Below are 21,914 nucleotides of genomic sequence, written 5' to 3' on the forward strand. Positions count from 1 at the left end.
TGGATTGAAAGTAGATACGGTATTTCCAATACCTGTGGGCGTTTGCCAAAATCCTTACGGATACGTTTCTTTTCGCTATAGGAGTAAACCATGGGTTCCTCAGCCTGCCGATTTTTGACCCAACTTGTTTAACGAGTGCACTCATTAAACAAACTTCCGCTACCCTTTACTTTTGTATTTAACATCTTTGCCAAAGTCATTAAGAGGCTTACTTAACTTATTGGTTTTATTAGATTTTAAATACATTTTGCGCTTACTTACTAGGATTCGTATCAAAGGATGAAAATTCCAAATCCTACAGCGCAAAAAGGCTGGTGACTAAAAAGTCACCAGCCTATGCCATTTCAGGCTAACAATCTGTGTTTAGGCAGATTATTTAAGCTCAACTTCAGCGCCAGCTTCTTCAAGCGTCTTCTTAAGTTCTTCAGCTTCAGCTTTATCAACGCCTTCTTTGATAGCTTTAGGAGCAGATTCAACTACTTCTTTAGCTTCTTTAAGACCTAGACCAGTTGCGCCACGTACCGCTTTGATTACTGCAACTTTGTTACCACCGAAAGATGTCATAACAACATCAAATTCAGTTTGTTCTGCAGCAGCTTCAGCGCCACCAGCAGCAGGTGCAGCAACAGCTACAGCTGCAGCAGCAGAAACGTTAAATTTCTCTTCAGCTGCTTCGATTAGTTCAACTAATTCCATTACTGGCATTTCAGCAATTGCGTTTAAAATATCTTCTTTAGTTAGAGCCATTTCTCTAAACTCCTGGGTTTAATGTTAAAATTTAATATGTACAAAAACGAAAATTATTTTTCGTCTTTGATCGCCGCCAATACACGCACAAATTTGCCTGGAACTTCGTTGATAGTTTGAACGAATTTCTCGGCAGGTGCTTTGAAGGTAGCAAGTAATCTTGCCAACGCTTCGTCGCGGGTAGGAAGTGAAGCTACTGCATCCAATTTTTCAGGACCCAATAAACCACTACCAATAGAAAGTGCAGTTACGTTTAACTTGTCGTTAGTTTTGCAAAAGTCTTTGAAAAGACGTGCAGCACCACCAGGTGCTTCAATTGAAAAACCATAAATCAAAGGACCAGTTAACGCACTGTCAAGGTCAGAAAACTTAGTTTCAGATAAAGCACGTTTTGCAAGAGTGTTACGAACTACTCGTAAGTAAACACCTTGTTCGCGAGCTTTAACACGAAGTTCAGTTAATTCTGCCACTTCCATGCCACGGTATTCAGCAACGGCAACAGATAGAGCTTGAGATGCAACGTCACTAATTTCCGCTACGATCTCTTTTTTTGCTGCTAAGCCTAATGCCACTGAGTTCACCTTCTTAAAGTCTGAAAAATCATTTCAATAGAAATTTCATTTTCAGGATTCACAGATTGATATCATTGTTGGAAGTTTGACCTTCTAACAAATCCACCGCTCTACGGTGTTCGTTAATCCCAGAGAGTCTGAGTCGATACCACCGTCTGCGCAGGCTCATATTTTAAGCAAGTTGTTTACGATAATAACCTTTCAATTACCATCTCGGAGAAAGCTCTCTTACTTCGGTCCCCAACTTACGCCTGCGGTCTTGGACGAGAGCCTGTCGTTAAACTTTTCTTTCAAAAAATATAACTCAGACTCTAACCCATAACCTTTATAGAGAAGTTAGCCTTAAGGGCTAACTGCGCTTTAACCTTAGTTAAAGCGACCACCTAACTTATAAGCTAGCTTGGTCCAAAGAAACACCCGCACCCATTGTTGTGCTAAGGCTAATTTTCTTAATGAAAGTACCTTTAGCTGAAGAAGGCTTAGCTTTGTTAAGCGCTTCTAGCAATGCTGCTAAGTTTTCTTGAATTTGGTTTGCTTCAAAAGCGATTTTACCGATGCTAGCATGGATAATACCGTTTTTGTCGTTACGATAACGAACCTGACCAGCTTTAGCATTTTTAACTGCTGTTGCTACGTCAGGAGTTACTGTACCAGTTTTAGGGTTAGGCATAAGTCCACGTGGACCTAAGATTTGACCTAACTGACCTACAACGCGCATTGCGTCAGGAGAAGCAACAACAACATCAAAGTTCATTTCGCCTTTCTTAACTAAATCAGCTAAGTCGTCCATACCAACGATATCTGCACCGGCTTCTTTTGCTTTTTCAGCATTAGCGCCCTGAGTAAATACAGCTACACGTACGTCTTTACCTGTACCATTTGGTAATACAGTTGCGCCACGAACGTTCTGATCAGATTTCTTAGCATCGATGCCAAGGTTAACTGCAACGTCAACACTTTCAGAAAATTTCGCAGTTGCTAATTCTTTTAATAAAGCAATAGCTTCATTAAATTCATATTCTTTCGTCACTTCAACTTTTTCAAGTACTAAGCGAGCGCGTTTTGATAATTTAGCCATGTCTTATCCCTCTACCACTAAGCCCATGCTGCGTGCAGAGCCAGCAATGGTGTTTACTGCTGCATCTAAACTTGCTGCAGTCAAATCAGGTTCTTTAGTTTTAGCAATTTCTTCTAATTGCGCGCGCGTCACTTTACCCACTTTTTCAGTGTTAGGACGGCCTGAACCACTTTTCACGCCAGCAGCTTTCTTAAGTAAGAAAGAAGCAGGAGGAGTTTTAGTTAGGAAGGTAAAAGAACGATCTTCGTAAACAGTAATTTCTACTGGAACTGGAGCGCCTTTTTCTAAGCTTTCTGTTTTTGCGTTAAACGCTTTACAGAATTCCATGATATTTACACCATGTTGACCTAATGCAGGACCAACTGGTGGACTAGGGTTCGCAGCACCTGCTGCAACCTGAAGCTTAATTAAGCCAGTGACTTTTTTCGCCATGATAATACTCTCTAATTTGGGTATAACGCCTTGTAAACACTGAGAATGCTTACTCTATCGGCTTCCCGTTCTAATAAAAAGGGCCGCGAATTATAGATTAATCCGCGGCCCTATACAAGTCTAATTGTTGACTTTTTTAAATTTTATGCTTAATAGAAACGATACTCTGTCAATAGGTGGATTGGCAGGCTAAATAAAAGTAGTCAATCACACATCCCTGATGCTCTTCATCCGGAGTATACATCCTTGTATACTCGTAAATCCAGACGGAGCAGAGCTCCTAAAGAATCTGGATTTACCCTTTTTCTACTTGACCAAATTCCAACTCGACTGGAGTTGAACGGCCAAATATAAGTACAGAAACTTTCAAGCGACTCTTTTCGTAGTCGACTTCTTCTACAACACCGTTGAAATCTGCAAATGGACCATCGGTAACTCGTACCACTTCGCCCGGTTCGAACAATGTCTTTGGTTTTGGCTTATCAACACCTTCTTCAAGGCGATTTAAGATAGCATTAGCTTCTTTAGTTGTGATAGGTGCTGGGCGGTCAGATGTACCACCAATGAAACCTAATACTCTAGGCACACTTTTCACCAAATGCCATGAATCTTCATTCATGTCCATTTGAACTAATACGTAACCTGGGAAGAATTTACGCTCACTTTTTCTTTTTTGGCCAGCACGCATTTCTACTACTTCTTCAGTAGGAACCAAAATCTCACCGAAGTAGTCTTCCATTTCATGCATTCTAATATGTTCTAGTAGCGTTTTTTGAACTCGACCTTCATAACCAGAAAAAGCTTGCACTACGTACCATTTTTTATCAGACATAGTTTAGATTCCTAATCCTGTAATAAAAGAAACCACTTCGACAATAATACCATCCAAGCCCCACAAAATAAGCGCCATAACAACAGTAGCAGCTAATACAATTAGAGTAGTGGTAGTTGTTTCTTGACGTGTAGGCCAGACAACTTTTCGTACTTCAGTGCGTGAATCTTTAGCAAAAGTAATAAATGCACTACCTTTTGTCGTAGTAGATGCGATAAATCCTGCGAAACCTACTGCAACAACAGCAATGATTGCAATATACAGAACAGAAAGTTCTGGTAAAAAATGATTAGCTGCAACTACGCTTGCTAACAAAGCTATTGTAACCAACCACTTCAACATATCTAAAGGATTGGAACTGTTTTCTGTATTCTCGCTCATGCTAAACCTTAATTCTTTTACTATTTTATAACTCACCTAATATTGAGTTATTTTGCCAAATAATGGCAGGGGTGGAGGGATGTTCTCAGTTACATCCATGTAACTGACCGCAAGCGGCGCTAACGCGGTTCAAATCGTTCCAGACGATTTGTCGAACCGTGGGCGTTCTCATCCCTCTACCTTCACTACTATTTATTTAATCCAACCTAGATAAAATCTTAATTGAATTTTGCCTAATATGGCAGGGGTGGAGGGATTCGAACCCCCAGCCATCGGTTTTGGAGACCGCTGTTCTACCAATTGGAACTACACCCCTAAATTTTTTTAAGCGCTCGAATAAAATAACAATATTAATCAGCGCGAAATTTAGTTACACCAACCTTGTAGAATCATATATTTTTCGGAAAAATTCAGAATCAACATCAAGGAGGGAGCCGTATTATACTTATTGCCTACATGGATTCAAGAAGAAAACCTCGAATAACCAAGATTTAACTCTATTCACTTAGTAATATGGATTGGTATAATCTATCTTACAAAATAAAAACCCACCAAAGAAACTTTGATGGGTTTAAAAATTTACGCCTTACTTAAAAGTAGCGCTATAACTTTACGCGTTATAAGTAGATGATGACGTGTTACCACCACGTCCAGTCCAATTAGTATGGAAGAACTCACCTCTTGGCTTATCGGTGCGCTCATAAGTATGTGCGCCAAAGTAGTCACGTTGTGCTTGTAATAAATTAGCAGGTAAGCGCGCTGTACGATAACCATCAAAGTAATTAAGAGCAGCTGTCAAACACGGAGCTGGCACACCTGTTTCGATAGACTTAACGGCTACACGTCTCCATCCTTCTTGAGCACCTACAACTGTGTCTTTAAAGTAATCATCAAGTAGTAAGTTGTTTAACTCTGGATTTTTATCGAATGCTTCTTTGATTTTTCCTAAGAAAGCAGAACGAATAATACAACCACCACGCCACATTAGAGCAATGCCGCCGTAGTTTAAGTTCCAGTTAAACTCTTTCGCTGCTTCGCGCATCAAAGTATAACCTTGTGCGTAAGAAACAATTTTAGCAGCTAATACTGCTTGACGAAGATCTTCAATAAACGCGGCTTTATCACCATCAAACGTTTTAGCAGGACCGTTGATCACTTTAGATGCTTCAACACGCTCATCTTTAAGAGCAGAGATACAACGAGCAAATACTGACTCAGCGATAAGAGTAAGAGGCACACCTAAATCTAGTGCAACAACACCCGTCCATTTACCTGTACCTTTTTGACCAGCAGTGTCTAGAATTTTCTCAACAAGAGGACCACCATCTTCATCTTTATAGGCCAAGATATCACGGGTAATTTCAACTAAATAACTGTCTAGTTCAGTTGTATTCCACTCTTTAAAGACTTCATGCATTTCATCTGCAGACATGCCAAGTACTTCTTTCATGATTTGGTAGGCTTCACACAACAACTGCATATCACCGTACTCAATACCATTGTGAACCATTTTTACAAAGTGGCCTGCACCGTTTTCACCCACATAGTCACAACAAGGTGAACCATCTTCAACTTTTGCCGAAATGTCTTGGAAAATAGGTTTTACGGCTTGCCAAGCTTCTGCTGAACCGCCAGGCATAATTGATGGCCCTTTTAATGCGCCTTCTTCTCCGCCTGATACACCCGCACCTACAAAGTTAATACCTTTTTCAGCACAGTATTTTTCGCGACGAATAGTATCTGGGAAATGGGTATTACCACCATCAATGATAATATCGCCTTTATCTAATAAAGGTAAAAGTTGCTCAATTGTGGCATCAACTGGCGCACCAGATTTTACCATTATCATTATTTTTCTTGGCGTAGCGAGTGATTGAACCAGTTCTTCTACTGAATATGCACCGCGAATGGTTTCACCTTTTGCTCTACCGTTAATAAAGTTTTCAACTTTATCTGTTGAACGATTGTATGCCGTAACGGTGTATCCTTTACTCGCCATATTAAGAATTAGGTTTTCACCCATAACAGCTAGGCCTATTAAGCCAATATCAGATAGAGTTTTCATAAATTTCCAATTTTTATATTAATTTAAAGAGTGTGAATAACCGAATCAATATATACACTTTGAAGACCGCACTCGCCAAAAGTCCACTATTTCGGATTGTGAATATTTTACGCAAAATTCAGTGAGTTAGCATCCTTGAATCAAATAAAAATAAGAATGCATTCGAATAAGAAATTCTCATTTAGCTTTTAGTGGTCTTATGTCTAAGTTTATTGACCGCAAATAACACTTACCATATTGATAAAATATCCCGAGATCAAAATAGCACTAAACAACAGATAAGAATCAAATTCAGTTAGTCATAGTGCTTTTAAAGCCTAACAAACCTCGGCATAATAAGTTTTATCAAATATATTGGAGGCAAATGAAATGAAATGGGTAACAGCTGTATTAGTTTGTCTATTTTGCATGCTCCAATATCGATTATGGTTTGGCAAAAACAGTGTGCCTGACTTTATGTTAAAAAAAGAACAAGTTTCTCTGCAAGTCACCCAAAACAGCAATTTAACCCAGCGAAACAATTTACTTAAGGCCGATATACATGATCTTAAAATGGGTTTAGATGCCGCTGAAGAAAAAGCACGAAACGGTTTAGGGTTAATTAAACAAGGCGAAACGTTCTACCGCATTTTGCCAACAGAACATTAATTTAATGTCATCAAAATCTTTATACTCAGTTGTAGTGCCCGCAGCAGGCGTTGGCAAGCGGATGTTGTCAGAATTGCCAAAACAATATTTAACCATTGCTAAGCGCACTTTAATCGAACACACAATATTAAGATTACTCGAACATCCCAAAATTAAACGAGTGCTTATAGTACTCAACCCTGAAGATAAGGTATTCAAGACATTGCCTATTGCTCAGCACCCCAAAGTCGAAACTACGCTAGGCGGAAAAGAACGTGCTGATTCAGTATTAGCGGGCTTACAATATCTGCCAAATGATGAACAATGGGTGTTAGTACACGATGCAGCCAGACCATGTTTAGCACTAGAAGATTTAACCAAACTATTAGCGTTAGCCGAGCAAAGTGAAACGGGTGGAATATTAGCTACTCGAGTTCGCGATACAATGAAAAGGTCTGACTCGAACAAAACTGTACTTCAAACTGAATCACGTGAAAATTTATGGCACGCATTAACTCCCCAATTTTTTAAATTAGATGAGCTTAAATTCGCTTTAGAAAAAGCCAATCAAGAAAACCAAACCATAACAGACGAGGCTTCCGCCATAGAATACATTGGTAAACCGGTAAAACTGGTTGAAGGTCATGCGTCAAACCTTAAAGTCACCCAGCCAGAAGATCTGCTACTAGCGGAGTTTTATTTAACCCAAAGTAAAAGTGATCAATCTCTCCATAAGGAAACCCAATGAATTTCAGAATAGGCCACGGTTATGACGTACATAAATTTGGCGGATCAGGACCTATTATTATTGGCGGTACCACAATCGAATATGAAACGGGCCTCATTGCCCATTCTGACGGAGACGTAGCTTTACATGCTCTGTGCGACGCACTTTTAGGCGCACTAGCCTTAGGAGACATAGGCAAACATTTTCCAGATACCGATCCTAACTTATCGGGAGTAGACAGTAGAGAATTACTCAGGCACGTATATCAATTGGTAACAAACCAAGGGTATCAACTTGGAAATTTAGATCTCACAATTGTCGCCCAAGCCCCCAAGATGGCACCTCATATTGATTCTATGCGAGGCTTGATAGCAACTGACTTACAAGCTGAAGAAAATCAAGTCAACGTTAAAGCCACCACCACAGAAAAATTAGGTTTTGCAGGCCGAAAAGAAGGCATAGCATGCCATGCCGTCGTATTGTTATTCAAGAGAGAAGCCTAACTTGTTATCCACTCAACATTGGCGACATCAGTACCCCGTCCTGAATATAACAGGCCAACTCAAAGCCTCAGCGGAAGACTTTCAAGTATCCGAAATTTTGGGTTATGAACCATGTGGTGAAGGCGAACATATATATTTGTGGGTTGAAAAAAGTGGTTTAAATACCGCCTATTTAGCCGAACAAATCGCAAAGTTCACCCAACTTCCCTTACGCAACGTCACTTATGCCGGTCGTAAAGATAAACATGCGTTAACCAGCCAATGGTTTAGTGTTCACCTGCCTGGAAAAGGCGAGTTTGATTGGAACCTATTTAATGAACCGGGAGCAAAAGTTTTAAAAGCCGTTAGGCATAATAAAAAACTACGAACAGGTGTATTAAAAGGCAATCACTTTACGATAACCCTTAATAACTTAAGTTCAGTACAAGGTATAGATGAAAGACTTCAAAATATTGAAGTTCAAGGCGTACCAAACTACTTCGGTGCTCAAAGGTTTGGCTCTACACGTTATGATGACAGAGGTGGAAATTTAGTTTTAGCCGAAAAAATGGTTAACGGAGAGTCCATTCGCAATCGAAACAAACGTTCGATGGCCATTTCAGCTCTGCGGTCCTGGCTATTTAACGAGAATATTCACAATAGGTTAACGCTAGACAAATTAACCCAAGCGCTACCAGGCGATGTGATGCAACTTGCTGGTAGCAACAGCTTCTTCTGCCCCGACATTATCGACTCGAGCATAACAAAACGTCTTTTAGAACAAGACATTTATACTACAGCGCCACTATGGGGAGCCGGTGACCTAGTAAGTCAAAATGAGGTTTATCAGTTAGAAGACGCAATTGCCCAAAACAACTCTCTAGTCACACAAACCCTCGCCTCACTAGGCTTAAAACAAGAAAGGCGATCACTCAGGTTATTTCCAAAAGACATGAGATGGGCACTAACAGAGAATAATTTAAATTTGCAGTTTTCTTTACCTGCTGGATGTTTCGCAACGTCAATCATACGTGAAGTGATAAACGTTCAAGAAAATCGTGATAATACCCCATGAATATATTATTAAGTAATGACGACGGAGTTTTTGCCAAAGGCCTCAACGCTTTATATTTAGAGTTGAGTCAAAAACATCAAGTGACTGTCATTGCACCAGATAGAAATTGCAGTGCTGCGAGTAACGCCTTGTCTATTCAAACTCCTTTAAGAGTGCATAAAATGGAGAATGGCTTTTATGCGGTAAATGGCACCCCCTCTGATTGTGTACACTTGGGTATTAATCAGTTGTTATCACAAGAGCCAGACTTGGTAATATCAGGCATTAATCATGGGGCTAATTTAGGTGACGATGTAATTTATTCTGGAACAGTGGCCGCAGCAACTGAAGGAAGACACATGGGGTTACCTGCGATAGCGGTATCATTGGCAAGCAGACAAGCAAAACATTTTACTGGCGCAGCAAAAGTAGTAGCTGATATTATTCAGCAGCTAGCAGAACATCCATTACCTGCTGATCAAATATTAAATATTAATGCACCCGATATTCCCCAACAAGACATAAAAGGGATCAAGGTAACCCGTCAAGGTAAAAGGCATAAAGCCGAAAACATGACGAAAGCACAAGATCCTCATGGGCGAGATATTTATTGGTATGGAGATGTTGGACCGGAGCTCGATGCCGGGCCAGGCACAGATTTTCATGCCATTGCCAATAGTTATTGCTCAATCACACCATTGAGTATCGACATGACCGCTCATAAGAGCTTAAAACAACTATCCCAATGGATAGAAAAAATTTAAACAACAAGAGCCTAAAAGCCGCAATACGGAATATAAAATAATGAGAACATCACGTAAGGGCGAAAACCTAGCCCAACTTATACATGCTGAGGGCGTAACCAATACAAAAGTGTTAACGGCCATCGCCAATATTCCCCGCGAATTGTTCTTACCTGATGCCTTGCAACATAAAGCCTATCAAAATACGGCTTTACCTATTGGTCAAGGGCAAACCATTTCGCAACCCTACATAGTGGCGCGTATGACCGAACTTTTATTAGAATCGGCCAATAAACCTCAAAACGTATTAGAAATTGGAACTGGGTCTGGTTACCAAACCGCCGTTTTAGCTCAATTATTTACGCAAGTCTATTCAGTTGAAAGAATTAAAACTCTGCAATTCCAGGCGAAACGCCGAATGAACCAACTAGATCTTCACAACGTGAAAATGAAACATGGGGACGGATGGCAAGGCTGGCCAAGTAAAGGGCCATACGATGCCATCATAGTGACGGCAGCAGCGAGCTCTATGCCAGAAAAGTTATATCAACAATTAAATGATGGTGGCAGGCTCATCATTCCAGTTGGCGAAGAAAGTCAGCAATTACATTGTATTACTCGTCAGGGTGATGAGTTTGAATCAAAAATAATTGAAGCAGTAAGATTTGTGCCCTTAGTGGCTGGAGAAATAATTTGAGTCTTCCCAATAAACCTAGAACCAAAAGCCAATTAGTAGGAATAGCTGCTCGTGGATCTTTAATGGGTGCAGCAGATGCAGTTCCTGGTGTGTCTGGTGGCACTATTGCTTTTATGACAGGAATTTACGAGGAGCTAATATACTCTTTAAAACAGTGTGGACCATCAGCTTTAAAAATATTATTTTCCCAAGGACTTAAAGCAGCTTGGCAACATATTAATGGCACGTTTTTATTGTCCTTATTTACCGGAGTACTGGTTAGTATACTCACAATATCCCGTGGGGTTTTATTTCTACTAGCAGAGTATCCGGTGTTATTATGGTCGTTTTTTTTCGGGCTAATATTAGCAGCTGTTTGGTCGTTAATAAGACATATTCCAAACTGGAACATAGGGCTTGTCTGCACGTTTGTTATAGGAACTGTCAGTGCGTATTTCATTACCATTATTAGTCCAACAACAATCGAATCAACCCCGCTTATCGTATTTTTATCGGGCATGATTGCTATTTGCGCAATGATATTGCCCGGAATCTCTGGCAGCTTCTTGTTACTTCTACTTGGCATGTATGCGCCAATGTTAATGGCCGTCAAAGAATTGCAATTCATAACCCTAGGGATTTTTGCACTAGGCTGCGTATTAGGCTTACTGAGCTTTTCTCATGTCCTCAGTTGGATGTTTAAACATTACAAAAATCTTACTTTGGCTTTGCTTGGTGGCTTTATGTTGGGGTCATTAAACAAAGTGTGGCCCTGGAAACACACTTTAGAAACCGTCATCAATAGACACGGCAAAGAAATCCCACTAGTACAAGAAAACGTATTTCCTCACACTTTTGAATCTCTGACACAACAAACATCTTATTTATGGTTTTCATTAGGTTTGATGATTTTAGGGTTAGCTTTAGTCATCGTGCTAGAAAAAATAGGACAAAAAAGCAATTAATGATAAATAAAGCCAATCGTAAAGCCCGTTGTTTATTTTATATTTTACTATTCAGCTTATGTATTATTGGCTGCTCAAACAGAAAACAACCCGCTCCAGTTCAAGAGTTATACCAAGGGAAGTCTTACACTGACTACCAAGCTAGCGCATACAAGGGTAAATCCTATGTAGTTGCCAAAGGTGATACACTGTTTTCAATAGCCTGGTTTAGTGGCAATGATTACAGGGATTTAGCGGCTTTAAACAAGATTAAAGCTCCTTTCAATATCTATCCTGGACAGACAATAACCCTTAAATCTCCTCGTAATTCAATTAGACAAAAGTCGCAAGTTAAAACTGGTACGACCTCAAAAATTATTACAAATCAAGTGGTTGACGTCCCAGTTAAGCAGGCGTATGGTGAAAGTGAACAAAATGTTAATAGCAATTCAAATGAATCTGTCATTGGCAAATTTCCTTACCAAGTAAAACGATGGTCTTGGCCAACCCAAAAACCTGTTACTAAAGGTTTTTCTGCAAAAGACGATGGTAATAAAGGCTTGGACTTTTCGGGAAAATTAGGCTCGCCAATATTGGCTGCCGCTGATGGAAAAGTTGTCTACACAGGCAAGGCATTAAGAGGTTTTGGTCAACTTGTCATTATTAAGCATACAGAAGCTTATTTATCTGCTTATGCTCATAACGACAAATTATTAGTGAAAGAACAGCAATGGGTCAAACGTGGCCAACAAATTGCTAAAATGGGTAGTAGTGGGACCGATAAGGTCAAGCTTCATTTTGAAGTTAGGTACAAAGGAAAATCAATTAACCCTTTGAACTATCTACCTCAAAGATAATAACAATAAATTATAACAATTAGATTAGGAGACGTTACGTAATTTACCGTTAAGGAGTCATTGTTATGAGCCAAGAAAAAACAGTTGAAGTAGAAATCAATGCGTTTACCGATATTGAAGAAGCGGTTGAACGAGAGATAGCTAAAGCTGAAAAAGAATCTGATACTCAATTAGAAGAAATATTATCCTCCAAAGAAGACAAAAAGAAAAACTTAGATGCTACTCAGCTATATCTAGGTGAAATCGGTTTTTCCCCATTACTCACAGCTGAAGAAGAGGTTTATTTTTCTCGTCGCGCACTAAAAGGTGACGAAGCTTCTCGAAAACGCATGATAGTCAGCAATTTGCGTCTAGTTGTAAAAATTGCCCGCCGTTATAACAATCGTGGACTGGCGTTATTAGACCTAGTAGAAGAAGGAAACTTAGGCCTGATTAGAGCCGTTGAAAAGTTTGATCCAGAACGTGGGTTTAGATTTTCTACGTACGCTACATGGTGGATTAGACAAACTATTGAACGTGCAATCATGAATCAAACCAGAACAATTCGGTTACCTATTCATGTGGTGAAAGAATTAAATGTTTATCTAAGAGCAGCAAGAGAGTTAGCTCAAAAGCTCGACCATGAACCAACTGCAGAAGAAATTGCAGAAGCACTAGATAAACCTGTCGCCGATGTGTCTAAAATGTTACGTCTAAATGAAAGGATCACCTCAGTTGACACGCCTATTGGAGGTGAAAATGACAAGGTATTACTTGACGTCATTGCTGATGACAGAGGACATGGCCCTGAAGAGGACTTACAAGACTCCGACGTAAAAGTTAATATCATCAAATGGTTAGAAGATTTAAACCCCAAACAAAGAGAAGTCTTAGCCAGACGTTTTGGATTGATGGGTTACGAACCATCTACCTTAGAAGACGTAGGTGTTGAAATTGGCTTAACCCGAGAGAGAGTCAGACAAATTCAAGTTGAAGCTCTACGTAGATTACGTGACATGTTAGGACATAAAGGTTTAGATTTAGAAGCAGTATTTAACAAACTAAGTTAATTAAGTTTCGACTAAATCAATGTAAAGCCTCATCCGAGGCTTTTTCTTTTTATAGACCTATATTTTACTGAAAGATTAATAGAGTTAACATAACTTAACCTCCACACTTAATAAGCTGGGCTACATGTCGTTTTCAACAATCAGATTAATTATTTCGGCAATTCTATCATTTGGCTTTTATTTTGCGTGGTCATACTGGGCAAATAATATGGTAACGGATGATCAGGCTTTAGTACTTAGGTCTGCCTTAGTCCAGGGAGCACTCAGCGCTACTATCACCATACTATTTACTTTTGTACTGGAGAAATCAGTAGAGAAATTTGGTCAAAACAGTTTTTCACTGTTGTTTGTGGTGCCCATTATTTGCACAGTACACTCTAAAACGACTCAAAATATTGCGATATTTAAAACCTTAAAAAATGTGTTAGATAATTCAGCCACATATTTTAATAACAACAGTATTCCAGGCTTTTTAATTGCACCTATTCCAGCATTGTTGATACAGGCAAGTATTGCTATTGGAGTCAATTGGGTAAACCAAACACCAAACCTTTGGTTAACGGTCACGCCAAGTATTATCATTACCGGGGTATATGGTTATGTCTATACCTTTGCTTTACTGAAAAAACCTAAGCAACCTGTTTGTCAAAAGTAACAAACCGGTATTTGTAAGGATTATTATCATCTGGTAGATGAGATTCCTCTTCAATTTCACGCCATGCAAAGTCGGCTTGGTAATCGGGGAAATACGTATCTCCAGCTACGCTGAGGTCAATTTCAGTTAAGTACAACCTATGGCAAAACGATAAAAAGTGTTGATAGATAGTACCTCCACCAATGATCATGACTTCACAGTCTTCTAAACCTAGTTCATCAAAATGATCACTTGCAGTGGTCACTGCCTGCTCACAACTATGCACGACACTGGCATCACCTAGGGAATAACTTTGATCTGAAGTAATGACAATATTCAAACGGCCAGGCAACGCCTTTCCAATAGATTCATAGGTTTTACGCCCCATAATAATTGGCTTACCTAAGGTTGTTTTTTTAAAGTGTTTTAAATCGGCTGGTAAGTGCCAAGGCATTGCATTGTCTGCGCCAATAACTCGGTTATTTGCCATGGCAGCGATCATTGAAATTTTCATCATAATAAATTCTTGTGAATAAACAGAAGCTCTAAATATTAAGGCCAAACGTAAATTTGACCTTAATTTATCCTAACCTTTGGTATAAACAACCTCAAAGTCATCATCCCCATCAAAGTCGTCATCATCATCGTCTTCGTAATCTGATGTATCATCAATGGTGTCTTTGCTTGGTGTATCCCACTTAAAGCCTGCTTCTTCATTTGTTAACTCAGGCTCTTCTTCAGGTAATGATTCAATAAAATCCATTGCCTTCATACATAAGTCTTGAGTACCGACTTTTTGGAAAGCTGAAATTTTATAAAATTGATCTTCCCAGCCTAATTCTTTGGCAATGTTAGTGCACAAATCGCTGATTTCTTCTTCAAGCATCAAGTCAACTTTATTAAACACTAACCAGCGCGGTTTAGCCGCTAATTTAGGACTGTATTTTTCTAACTCTTCGATGATTGCTTTGGCATTCTCAACCGGATCTGAACCGTCAGCAGGCATAAGATCAACCATATGCAGTAACACTCGGCAGCGCTCTAAATGTCTAAGAAACTGAATACCTAGACCGGCGCCTTCAGCAGCACCTTCAATTAGCCCTGGAATATCTGCTATCACAAAACTGCGCATTGCATCTAAACGCACAACACCTAAATTAGGTACAAGAGTGGTAAACGGGTAATCGGCCACTTTAGGCTTAGCTGCAGACACACTGCGTATAAAAGTAGATTTCCCAGCATTAGGCATACCCAACAAGCCAACATCAGCAAGTAACATGAGTTCTAGCTTTAAGTGTCTAACTTCACCTGGCGTACCATCAGTTTTTTGTCTAGGCGCTCGGTTAGTACTGGTTTTAAAACGAGCATTACCCAAACCGTGGTAACCACCTTGGGCAACTTTCATACGCTGAGTATGTTTAGTTAGATCACCTAATACTTCACCCGTATCGCTATCAGTAGCTCGTGTTCCAACCGGCACTTTAACCTCTAAATCAACACCACCACGGCCTGTACAATTTGCACTTTGGCCTTTTTTGCCATGTTCAGCTCGGTGGAATCGTTCAAAGCGATAATCAATTAAGGTATTTAAGTTTTCATCTGCGACCAAATAAACACTGCCGCCGTCTCCGCCGTCACCACCATCTGGGCCACCATCTGGTACGTATTTTTCACGACGAAAACCTACTACACCATTACCGCCATTACCCGCTTCAACACGAATATCAGCTTCATCTACAAATTTCATGACTTAAAATACCTTAATCTTACACGTCAACGTTTAGTATAGCGCTAACTTGAAATGACTTTTGTTTTTTCAACAAAAAGCCCCGCATAAAGCGGGGCTTCTTTAAATATTTAAATCGTTAATTATTCAGCAACGATGCTTACAAATTTACGATTTTTAGGGCCTTTCACTTCAAATTGAACCTTGCCATCAGACAAAGCAAATAAAGTGTGGTCTTTACCGATACCCATGTTGTTACCAGCGTGGAATTTAGTACCACGTTGACGAACAATAATGTTACCCGCTAAAACTGACTCACCACCGTAACGTTTAACACCTAAACGTTTACTTTCTGAATCACGGCCGTTGTTAGTACTACCACCAGCTTTTTTATGTGCCATTTGTATATACTCCTATTAAGCGCTAATACCAGTGATTTTCACTTCCGTGAACCACTGACGGTGACCCATTTGGGTACGTGAATGCTTACGACGACGGAACTTAACGATTTTAACTTTCTCGCCACGTCCGTGAGTTACAACTTCAGCTGTAACTTTACCGCCACTTACGAATGGGGTACCAATTTTAATATCTTCACCATTGCTCACCATTAAGATGTCATCGAATTCAACTGACTCACCAGGAGCCACTTCGATTTTTTCTAGGCGAACGGTTTGGCCTTCAGCCACACGGTGTTGTTTGCCACCACTTTGGAAAACCGCGTACATAATAAACTCCGCTCTACGTCTCTTGACGCTTATATTCAAAAACAGGGCGCGAATTGTACGTGAACAGATACAGCCAAGCAAGCCTATTTATTAATTAATTTGGTTAATTATCAAACGTTTTGTCTCAGCCCGTTAATTTAGGCACTTTTGCCAGTGACAATACTGGATACCCAGATAAAATTCTGTAAAATCCGTGTGCGTAAATCTTTAACATAATTTTAATAGGCTGAAATTCGACTGTATGAAACTTGAAAATATCAACAAACTTGCACATGACGACATGATGGCGGTCAACGAGTTAATTCAAAATCAAGTAAGTTCAGACGTCGCGCTTATTAATCAACTAGGCTTTTATATCGTCAATAGTGGTGGTAAACGTTTAAGGCCTTTATTAACTGTTTTAGCAGCTAGGGCTGTCAATATTCAAACCAATCAGCATCATACCCTAGCCGCGATTATTGAATTCATTCATACAGCGACACTCTTACATGATGATGTGGTTGATGAGTCAACTTTACGTAGGGGTAGAGAAACGGCCAATGCGGTCTTTGGCAATCAAGCCAGTGTACTTGTTGGAGACTTTTTATATACCCGTTCATTTCAAATGATGGTGACATTAAAAAGAATGCGCGTAATGGAAATTCTATCTGATGCAACCAACGTCATTGCAGAAGGAGAAGTACTGCAATTAATGAATTGTAATGATCCCGATACCAGCGAAGAAAGTTACATGCAGGTTATCTACAGCAAAACAGCCCGATTATTCGAAGCAGCCACATTGCTTGCTGCCGTATTAACAGACCAAACTGCTGAAATAGAAACGGCGATGCAAGACTACGGAAAATACTTAGGCACTGCATTTCAACTTGTTGATGACATTTTAGATTACGCAGCAGACGCAGAAGTCATGGGCAAAAATGCCGGTGATGATTTAGCCGAAGGCAAACCGACTTTACCGTTACTTTACGCTATGTGGCATGGTAACCCAGCTCAATCAGCGCAAATAAAAACAGCAATAGAAACCGGCAATGGTATGCAACATTTCGACGAAATCATGTCGACTATGCAACAAACCGGAGCTTTAGACTATACCAAACAACAAGCTCTAAAAGCTTCAAATCAAGCTATTCAAGCTTTAGCACCTTTACCTGACTCAGAGTATAAAGATGCATTGGTTGGGCTTGCTCTCATCGCTGTGGAGCGCGCTGCTTAGCACTCCACGTTTATCTATTACTGCCTATCTAGTTCAACTCTGCCGCTTACCGTCGAAATATTTACACTTGCATTGCCTCCATTTAGCGAGAACTCTAACCAACGCCTAGGGCCATATTTCGCTTTTTGCATTTCATGCTCTGATAAATCGTTTGATATACGCCCACCAGCGTGGGTTTCGATATCAAAGGTAGCAGATACATCTTTCTGAAAATAAAGACTAATTTCGCCCCCAACACTATTTGCGTCAACTTCACCACCTTTTAACAGAGCCAGTTTGACCTCAGCATCACCATTCACTGTTTCAATATCCAATTGCTGCACAGCTTTTAAGTTCAACTCCATATCTCCATTAACCGTTTCAGCCTTCACTTCAGCACTTTCACTGGTAACGTCAATATCTCCATTAACGGACTCATAGCGATCTTTTACTCCGTTTTGGCTATTAGTTCGAATATCACCATTCACGGTTTCTATTCTCACATTTCCGGCTAATTCGTCTGCTGCCACATCACCATTCACTAATTCAATGCGAATACGTCCGCCCAAATTTTTGGCTGTAACGTCACCGTTTACGGTATCAATAGTTGAGCTGCCTTGAATCTCCCTAATATCCAATTCGGCATTTACCGAGCTATAAAAAACCTGGCTTGATTTTGGTACAAAAATTTCTAAATCATCACCTTTGTCAGAATTCCAGTTTTTCCATCCATTTGAATTTTTTACTTTGACTTTAATAATGACTTCATTTCCGTCTCGTTCAAAAATAAACTTTTCTGTTCTATCACCCAAAGTGCCCTGCACTTTAACTTCATTCTTGTCCCAGCCTCGCACTTCAGCATTACCGTTTATATGTTCAATTTTGACTTGACCATTTGCTTCTGCTTTCACTGACTTGTTTACAGCTTGCTCTGCGCTGGCATTCAACGAAAAGCCTAATACACTTAATAAAATCACTAACTTCTTCATTTTTCTCTCCGATACTCAATACTTTAAATTTGCGACCACTTAGGTGCATGTACTCGTTCAATCAAACTAATTTGCTGTTGATGCACATTTTGCAGCATCTTCAATAAAGGCATATTATTAGGATCGTTTTCCAACGCAGTCTTAATCGCATCTGCCGCCAGATCTAAGTCTTTCAATTGTTGCTGCCAATTTTCTGTTAACGGCGTTTGCTCTTTGTAACTCACTAACAGTTCATTTTTTTGTTGTAAATGCTGCTGACTCAAAGAGGCTACTAAATCGCTGCCGGTCAAGTTAACCTGTTGCTGATAAATAGATAACCCTCCCAATAATCCAAACATTGCCACCGAGGCAGCTATTAAGTATTTATTCCGATTGGTTTTAGTTTGACTCCCGAAGTCAGCCTCTTCATTCGCTAGTGCCAAATCAATGCCTTGCCACAAGTCTCGTTCTGGTTGTTTTTCTTTGTTAAGTTCAGCTACTTGGATGGCCAAGTCATTATCAAATGAATCGTTATTCATAACCCATCCACTCCTTTAATAATTGTTTTGCCCGATGAAACTGCGCTTTACTGGTTCCCACTGCCATATTGGTCATGTTAGCTATCTCTTCATGGCGGTAGCCTTCTATGGCATGTAATACAAATACAATCCGCGCCCTTTCTGGCAATTTAACCACGTAACTTTCTAGATCAACCTTAGCTGTCGATTCTTCTGCAATCTCGTTCATTGCCACAGAGTCTTCTAAATTAAACATTTTCTGCAACCAGCCCTTTTGTTTGCGCAAATAAGAAATCGTGATATTTGAGGTGACTGTGTGCAACCAAGTAGAGAATTTACTATCACCTTTAAAATTGCCTATTTTTCTCCACAGCTGAATAAACACTTCTTGTGCCGCATCTTCTGCCAACATTTTTTCACCTGTCAAGCGATAGCAGAGGCCATAAACTTGCCCAATATATTGCTGGTACAATAGGTTGTACGCTTGCTTGTCACCACTTTTCACTAGGCGAATTAACTCGAACTCCCCTTTAGTGACAAATTTATGTTGAGCGGCGACCACATTAGCTTGATTATTCAATCTAGATTCTTATCTTGTTGTGTTAAAAGATATGTCGCAAAGTAAATCACAAAGGTTTAATTAACCTCAAATAAATAATTTTTAAAATGGACATAGTATGAAATTAAGTGGTTTGTATCAGGCTGAAGTAAAACGAATAGGCCCCAAAAATGAACGTACTGGGATTTACAAATATTCAATAAATCAAGGCGAAATCAATCAATTTGGGCTAACGCAGGACGTACAAATTGATAAACGTTTTCATGGGGGCCCAGAAAGAGCACTGCATCAATATGCATTACTGAGTTATGAAAAAATAATAAAAGCCTACCCTTTGTTACATAAAAAAGCCCAGCCAGGGTCGATGGGTGAAAACTTAAGTGCCGCTGGCATGCATGAAAATAATGTACATATTGGTGACATATATCAAATTGGCGCTTGTCAGATCCAGGTATCTGGTCCTCGTATGCCTTGTTTTAAAATTTCAGAAAAATTTAGCACTCCTAAGCTCGATAAATTTGTTGCAACCCATGCAATTCATGGCTGGTATTACCGTGTACTTAAAGGAGGAACCCTATTTGTAAATGATTCAATCAAGTTGATTGAACGAGTTAACCCAGAACTAAGCATCGCGCAATTTCTGCAAGTGGTACAAAAAAAGGTGACGGATACCGACAAAGTATCACTGGCAATGAATGCCAATGGCTTAGATCCAGAGTGGAAAGACAAGTTAAAGCGATAAAAATTAATGCTTAATCTGTACTAGCTCAGAGCTGTAAAAACCTCATCACTCATCATTAACGTGAGCTAATACCATATCCGTATAATCCACCATGCCCACTATATGGTTGTTTTCAATCACAGGAGCCGTGTGTATGCCAAAACGCTCAAATAATCTCGAGCAGTAACGCACATCCATAGTACCTGAAACACTCAATACAGGTTTGGCCATAATTTCATATAGGTTAACCCGTTCTGGAGAACGGTTCTTAGCAATCACCTGCTTAGCGATATCCGCTAACATCACTAGACCATATTCATCATTTTCATCGCGCTTATCTATGATAATTGCTTTCACTTTATGTTCGTGAGCAATTTTAATTCCTTCGGCGACGGTTAACATTCCATCCACCAATTGGAAGCCTTCTTCGGACATGGCATCTTTAACTTGAATAAGTTTGTGACTCATAACTCTTCCTCTACTTTACCTTTTAATCGTTCAACTTGATGAGCAACACCGACTGCATCTTCAACCGCGACTTGAATAGCGATACCTTTTCCAGGTTCTTCATCAAAGCCCCCTGCTTTCGCGATCCGCTCCAATACTTTTCTCGCTAAATGTTCTTCAACGACAAAAAGTAATACATCACGCTGCGTCTCTAACTGCATGCCGAAAAAAGTGCGTTGCTTGTTTATGCCTTCACCTCTAGCATTGTTAATTATGGTTGCACCTGTGGCGCCGGCACGCCTAGCTTCTTTCATTACAGCTTCTGTTGAAGAATCTTCTACAAAGGCCACTAGCAATTTAAACTGCATAACATCCTCACATTATTTCTATTGTTTTTGTTGAGTGTTGAATTGGGTTAATTGTGCGTATGCCATAACCGCAATAATGGGAAATAAGCTAGCAAAAGCAATCAAGCCAAATCCATCAATTAACGGACTTCTACCTGGGATGGTACTTGCTAAACCTAATCCTAATGCCGCCACCAATGGCACAGTGACTGTCGATGTAGTCACACCACCTGAATCATAAGCCAATGGAATCAATAATTTGGGGCAAAACATGGTTTGAATGACCACAACTATGTAACCGGCAATGATGTAATAGTGAATTGGGTGCCCTGCAACAATTCGATAACTTCCTAGCGAAATGCCAACAGCCACACCTATTGCCACCGCGATGCGCAAACTATTGGCCTTAATCGCCCCACCAGAGACTTCTTCAGCTTTAATTGCTACAGCAATCAAAGAAGGCTCGGCAATTGTAGTACTAAAACCAATAGCAGCGGCAAAAATATACACCCAAGTATAATCAAGCCAAGACGACACTGAGTTCTGCTCTGCAGAGCCAAAAATAAAGACCGGATCAGTTAATTGTTCGGCCATCATTTTTCCTAATGGAAACAGAGCTTTTTCTAGACCTAATAAAAATAGAGCTAAACCAATCAAAACATACAAAAAGCCAAAACCGACTTGTTTCACTTTAGGTATCGGCTTTCTAATGACTAATAACTGAAATACCAAAATAATCGATAGTATCGGAAGCACATCCACTACAGTGGATTTAAGCGTATTTAAAAATTCAAACAACAATTCCACG

29 protein-coding genes and 1 tRNA gene are annotated in these 21,914 nt (G+C 39.8%); 12 read left to right on the plus strand and 18 right to left on the minus strand.

What is annotated here, in order from left to right:
• Positions 1-372: 372 nt before the first annotated feature.
• From rplL to gnd, 8 genes are all read right to left on the minus strand, one after another.
• A complete protein-coding gene (gene rplL, locus ACSHXM_RS13000) occupies positions 373-747 on the minus strand; it encodes a 50S ribosomal protein L7/L12 (protein ID WP_435689201.1) in 375 nt (124 codons plus the stop codon).
• Positions 748-800: 53 nt separating this feature from the next.
• A complete protein-coding gene (rplJ, locus tag ACSHXM_RS13005; RefSeq protein ID WP_435689202.1) occupies positions 801-1,319 on the minus strand; it encodes a 50S ribosomal protein L10 in 519 nt (172 codons plus the stop codon).
• A 388-nt stretch (positions 1,320-1,707) separates the two neighbouring features.
• Entirely contained in the window at positions 1,708-2,397 is a 690-nt protein-coding gene (gene rplA, locus ACSHXM_RS13010) for a 50S ribosomal protein L1 (RefSeq protein ID WP_435689203.1), read from the minus strand.
• Between the two features lie 3 nt (positions 2,398-2,400).
• On the minus strand, positions 2,401-2,829 hold the full coding sequence (gene rplK, locus ACSHXM_RS13015) for a 50S ribosomal protein L11 (protein WP_235314558.1): 429 nt from the start codon (positions 2,827-2,829) through the stop codon (positions 2,401-2,403).
• 295 nt (positions 2,830-3,124) lie between these two features.
• On the minus strand, positions 3,125-3,661 hold the full coding sequence (nusG, locus tag ACSHXM_RS13020) for a transcription termination/antitermination protein NusG (RefSeq protein ID WP_235314557.1): 537 nt from the start codon (positions 3,659-3,661) through the stop codon (positions 3,125-3,127).
• Positions 3,662-3,664: 3 nt separating this feature from the next.
• Positions 3,665-4,042, minus strand: a complete 378-nt coding sequence (gene secE, locus ACSHXM_RS13025; RefSeq protein WP_435689204.1) for a preprotein translocase subunit SecE — start codon at positions 4,040-4,042, stop codon at positions 3,665-3,667.
• Between the two features lie 239 nt (positions 4,043-4,281).
• Positions 4,282-4,358: transfer RNA gene (locus ACSHXM_RS13030), tRNA-Trp, on the minus strand.
• A 294-nt stretch (positions 4,359-4,652) separates the two neighbouring features.
• On the minus strand, positions 4,653-6,107 hold the full coding sequence (gene gnd / locus ACSHXM_RS13035; protein ID WP_435689205.1) for a decarboxylating NADP(+)-dependent phosphogluconate dehydrogenase: 1,455 nt from the start codon (positions 6,105-6,107) through the stop codon (positions 4,653-4,655).
• Positions 6,108-6,476: 369 nt separating this feature from the next.
• Between gnd and ftsB the strand changes: the two genes are divergently transcribed.
• The 10 genes from ftsB (at position 6,477) to ACSHXM_RS13085 (ending at position 13,921) form a co-directional block, all read left to right on the plus strand.
• A complete protein-coding gene (gene ftsB, locus ACSHXM_RS13040; protein WP_435689206.1) occupies positions 6,477-6,755 on the plus strand; it encodes a cell division protein FtsB in 279 nt (92 codons plus the stop codon).
• Positions 6,756-6,759: 4 nt separating this feature from the next.
• Entirely contained in the window at positions 6,760-7,482 is a 723-nt protein-coding gene (ispD, locus tag ACSHXM_RS13045; protein WP_435689207.1) for a 2-C-methyl-D-erythritol 4-phosphate cytidylyltransferase, read from the plus strand.
• The gene (gene ispF / locus ACSHXM_RS13050) at positions 7,479-7,964 is read left to right on the plus strand and encodes a 2-C-methyl-D-erythritol 2,4-cyclodiphosphate synthase (protein WP_435689208.1); all 486 of its coding nucleotides are present in this window, start codon (positions 7,479-7,481) and stop codon (positions 7,962-7,964) included. The genes ispD and ispF overlap by 4 nt, the downstream gene beginning before the upstream one ends.
• On the plus strand, positions 7,930-9,018 hold the full coding sequence (gene truD / locus ACSHXM_RS13055; RefSeq protein WP_435689209.1) for a tRNA pseudouridine(13) synthase TruD: 1,089 nt from the start codon (positions 7,930-7,932) through the stop codon (positions 9,016-9,018). Before ispF ends, truD begins: the two co-directional genes overlap by 35 nt.
• Positions 9,015-9,761 carry a 5'/3'-nucleotidase SurE gene (surE, locus tag ACSHXM_RS13060; protein WP_435689210.1) on the plus strand — a complete coding sequence of 249 codons (747 nt, stop codon included), beginning with the start codon at positions 9,015-9,017 and terminating at the stop codon, positions 9,759-9,761. Before truD ends, surE begins: the two co-directional genes overlap by 4 nt.
• A 40-nt stretch (positions 9,762-9,801) precedes the next feature.
• Positions 9,802-10,437, plus strand: a complete 636-nt coding sequence (locus tag ACSHXM_RS13065) for a protein-L-isoaspartate(D-aspartate) O-methyltransferase (protein ID WP_435689211.1) — start codon at positions 9,802-9,804, stop codon at positions 10,435-10,437.
• Positions 10,438-10,499: 62 nt separating this feature from the next.
• Positions 10,500-11,381 carry a DUF368 domain-containing protein gene (locus tag ACSHXM_RS13070; protein WP_435689212.1) on the plus strand — a complete coding sequence of 294 codons (882 nt, stop codon included), beginning with the start codon at positions 10,500-10,502 and terminating at the stop codon, positions 11,379-11,381.
• Positions 11,381-12,217 carry a peptidoglycan DD-metalloendopeptidase family protein gene (locus ACSHXM_RS13075; RefSeq protein WP_435689213.1) on the plus strand — a complete coding sequence of 279 codons (837 nt, stop codon included), beginning with the start codon at positions 11,381-11,383 and terminating at the stop codon, positions 12,215-12,217. Before ACSHXM_RS13070 ends, ACSHXM_RS13075 begins: the two co-directional genes overlap by 1 nt.
• Before the next feature lie 65 nt (positions 12,218-12,282).
• Positions 12,283-13,266, plus strand: coding sequence for an RNA polymerase sigma factor RpoS (rpoS, locus tag ACSHXM_RS13080; RefSeq protein WP_435689214.1), 984 nt, complete (start codon positions 12,283-12,285; stop codon positions 13,264-13,266).
• 208 nt (positions 13,267-13,474) lie between these two features.
• Positions 13,475-13,921, plus strand: a complete 447-nt coding sequence (locus ACSHXM_RS13085) for a hypothetical protein (protein WP_435689215.1) — start codon at positions 13,475-13,477, stop codon at positions 13,919-13,921.
• On the opposite strand, the gene folA is transcribed toward ACSHXM_RS13085, so the two are convergent.
• The 4 genes from folA to rplU form a co-directional block, all read right to left on the minus strand.
• A complete protein-coding gene (folA, locus tag ACSHXM_RS13090) occupies positions 13,896-14,417 on the minus strand; it encodes a type 3 dihydrofolate reductase (RefSeq protein WP_435689216.1) in 522 nt (173 codons plus the stop codon). The two genes, ACSHXM_RS13085 and folA, sit on opposite strands and share 26 nt — an antisense overlap.
• A 69-nt stretch (positions 14,418-14,486) precedes the next feature.
• Positions 14,487-15,647, minus strand: coding sequence for an Obg family GTPase CgtA (cgtA, locus tag ACSHXM_RS13095; RefSeq protein ID WP_435689217.1), 1,161 nt, complete (start codon positions 15,645-15,647; stop codon positions 14,487-14,489).
• Positions 15,648-15,769: 122 nt separating this feature from the next.
• Positions 15,770-16,027: a 50S ribosomal protein L27 gene (gene rpmA, locus ACSHXM_RS13100; RefSeq protein ID WP_133471404.1), complete on the minus strand. Its 258-nt coding sequence runs from the start codon at positions 16,025-16,027 to the stop codon at positions 15,770-15,772.
• 15 nt (positions 16,028-16,042) lie between these two features.
• The gene (gene rplU / locus ACSHXM_RS13105; RefSeq protein ID WP_235311189.1) at positions 16,043-16,354 is read right to left on the minus strand and encodes a 50S ribosomal protein L21; all 312 of its coding nucleotides are present in this window, start codon (positions 16,352-16,354) and stop codon (positions 16,043-16,045) included.
• Positions 16,355-16,595: 241 nt separating this feature from the next.
• Here rplU and ispB point away from each other — a divergent pair, with 241 nt between their 5' ends.
• The gene (gene ispB / locus ACSHXM_RS13110) at positions 16,596-17,567 is read left to right on the plus strand and encodes an octaprenyl diphosphate synthase (RefSeq protein ID WP_435689218.1); all 972 of its coding nucleotides are present in this window, start codon (positions 16,596-16,598) and stop codon (positions 17,565-17,567) included.
• A gap of 17 nt (positions 17,568-17,584) precedes the next feature.
• On the opposite strand, the gene ACSHXM_RS13115 is transcribed toward ispB, so the two are convergent.
• Genes ACSHXM_RS13115 through ACSHXM_RS13125 form a run of 3 tightly spaced genes read right to left on the minus strand, consistent with a single transcriptional unit; the run spans position 17,585 to position 19,612 of the window.
• Positions 17,585-18,535, minus strand: coding sequence for a DUF4097 family beta strand repeat-containing protein (locus tag ACSHXM_RS13115; RefSeq protein WP_435689219.1), 951 nt, complete (start codon positions 18,533-18,535; stop codon positions 17,585-17,587).
• A gap of 23 nt (positions 18,536-18,558) precedes the next feature.
• On the minus strand, positions 18,559-19,053 hold the full coding sequence (locus ACSHXM_RS13120; RefSeq protein WP_435689220.1) for a hypothetical protein: 495 nt from the start codon (positions 19,051-19,053) through the stop codon (positions 18,559-18,561).
• Entirely contained in the window at positions 19,046-19,612 is a 567-nt protein-coding gene (locus ACSHXM_RS13125; RefSeq protein WP_435689221.1) for an RNA polymerase sigma factor, read from the minus strand. The genes ACSHXM_RS13120 and ACSHXM_RS13125 overlap by 8 nt, the downstream gene beginning before the upstream one ends.
• A 97-nt stretch (positions 19,613-19,709) precedes the next feature.
• Here ACSHXM_RS13125 and ACSHXM_RS13130 point away from each other — a divergent pair, with 97 nt between their 5' ends.
• On the plus strand, positions 19,710-20,333 hold the full coding sequence (locus tag ACSHXM_RS13130; protein ID WP_435689222.1) for an MOSC domain-containing protein: 624 nt from the start codon (positions 19,710-19,712) through the stop codon (positions 20,331-20,333).
• Between the two features lie 45 nt (positions 20,334-20,378).
• Here ACSHXM_RS13130 and ACSHXM_RS13135 read toward each other — a convergent pair whose 3' ends face one another.
• Genes ACSHXM_RS13135 through ACSHXM_RS13145 form a run of 3 tightly spaced genes read right to left on the minus strand, consistent with a single transcriptional unit; the run spans position 20,379 to position 21,913 of the window.
• Positions 20,379-20,780, minus strand: coding sequence for a CBS domain-containing protein (locus ACSHXM_RS13135; RefSeq protein WP_435689223.1), 402 nt, complete (start codon positions 20,778-20,780; stop codon positions 20,379-20,381).
• Positions 20,777-21,127 (minus strand): P-II family nitrogen regulator, encoded by a 351-nt coding sequence (locus ACSHXM_RS13140; protein WP_435689224.1) that lies wholly within the window; start codon positions 21,125-21,127, stop codon positions 20,777-20,779. The genes ACSHXM_RS13135 and ACSHXM_RS13140 overlap by 4 nt, the downstream gene beginning before the upstream one ends.
• A gap of 18 nt (positions 21,128-21,145) precedes the next feature.
• Complete coding sequence (locus ACSHXM_RS13145) at positions 21,146-21,913, minus strand: DUF1538 domain-containing protein (RefSeq protein ID WP_435689225.1); 768 nt, start codon at positions 21,911-21,913, stop codon at positions 21,146-21,148.
• Position 21,914 lies beyond the last annotated feature (1 nt).

Origin of the sequence: Paraglaciecola sp. (assembly GCF_051252315.1) — a bacterium.
Taxonomy (GTDB): Bacteria; Pseudomonadota; Gammaproteobacteria; order Enterobacterales; family Alteromonadaceae; genus Paraglaciecola.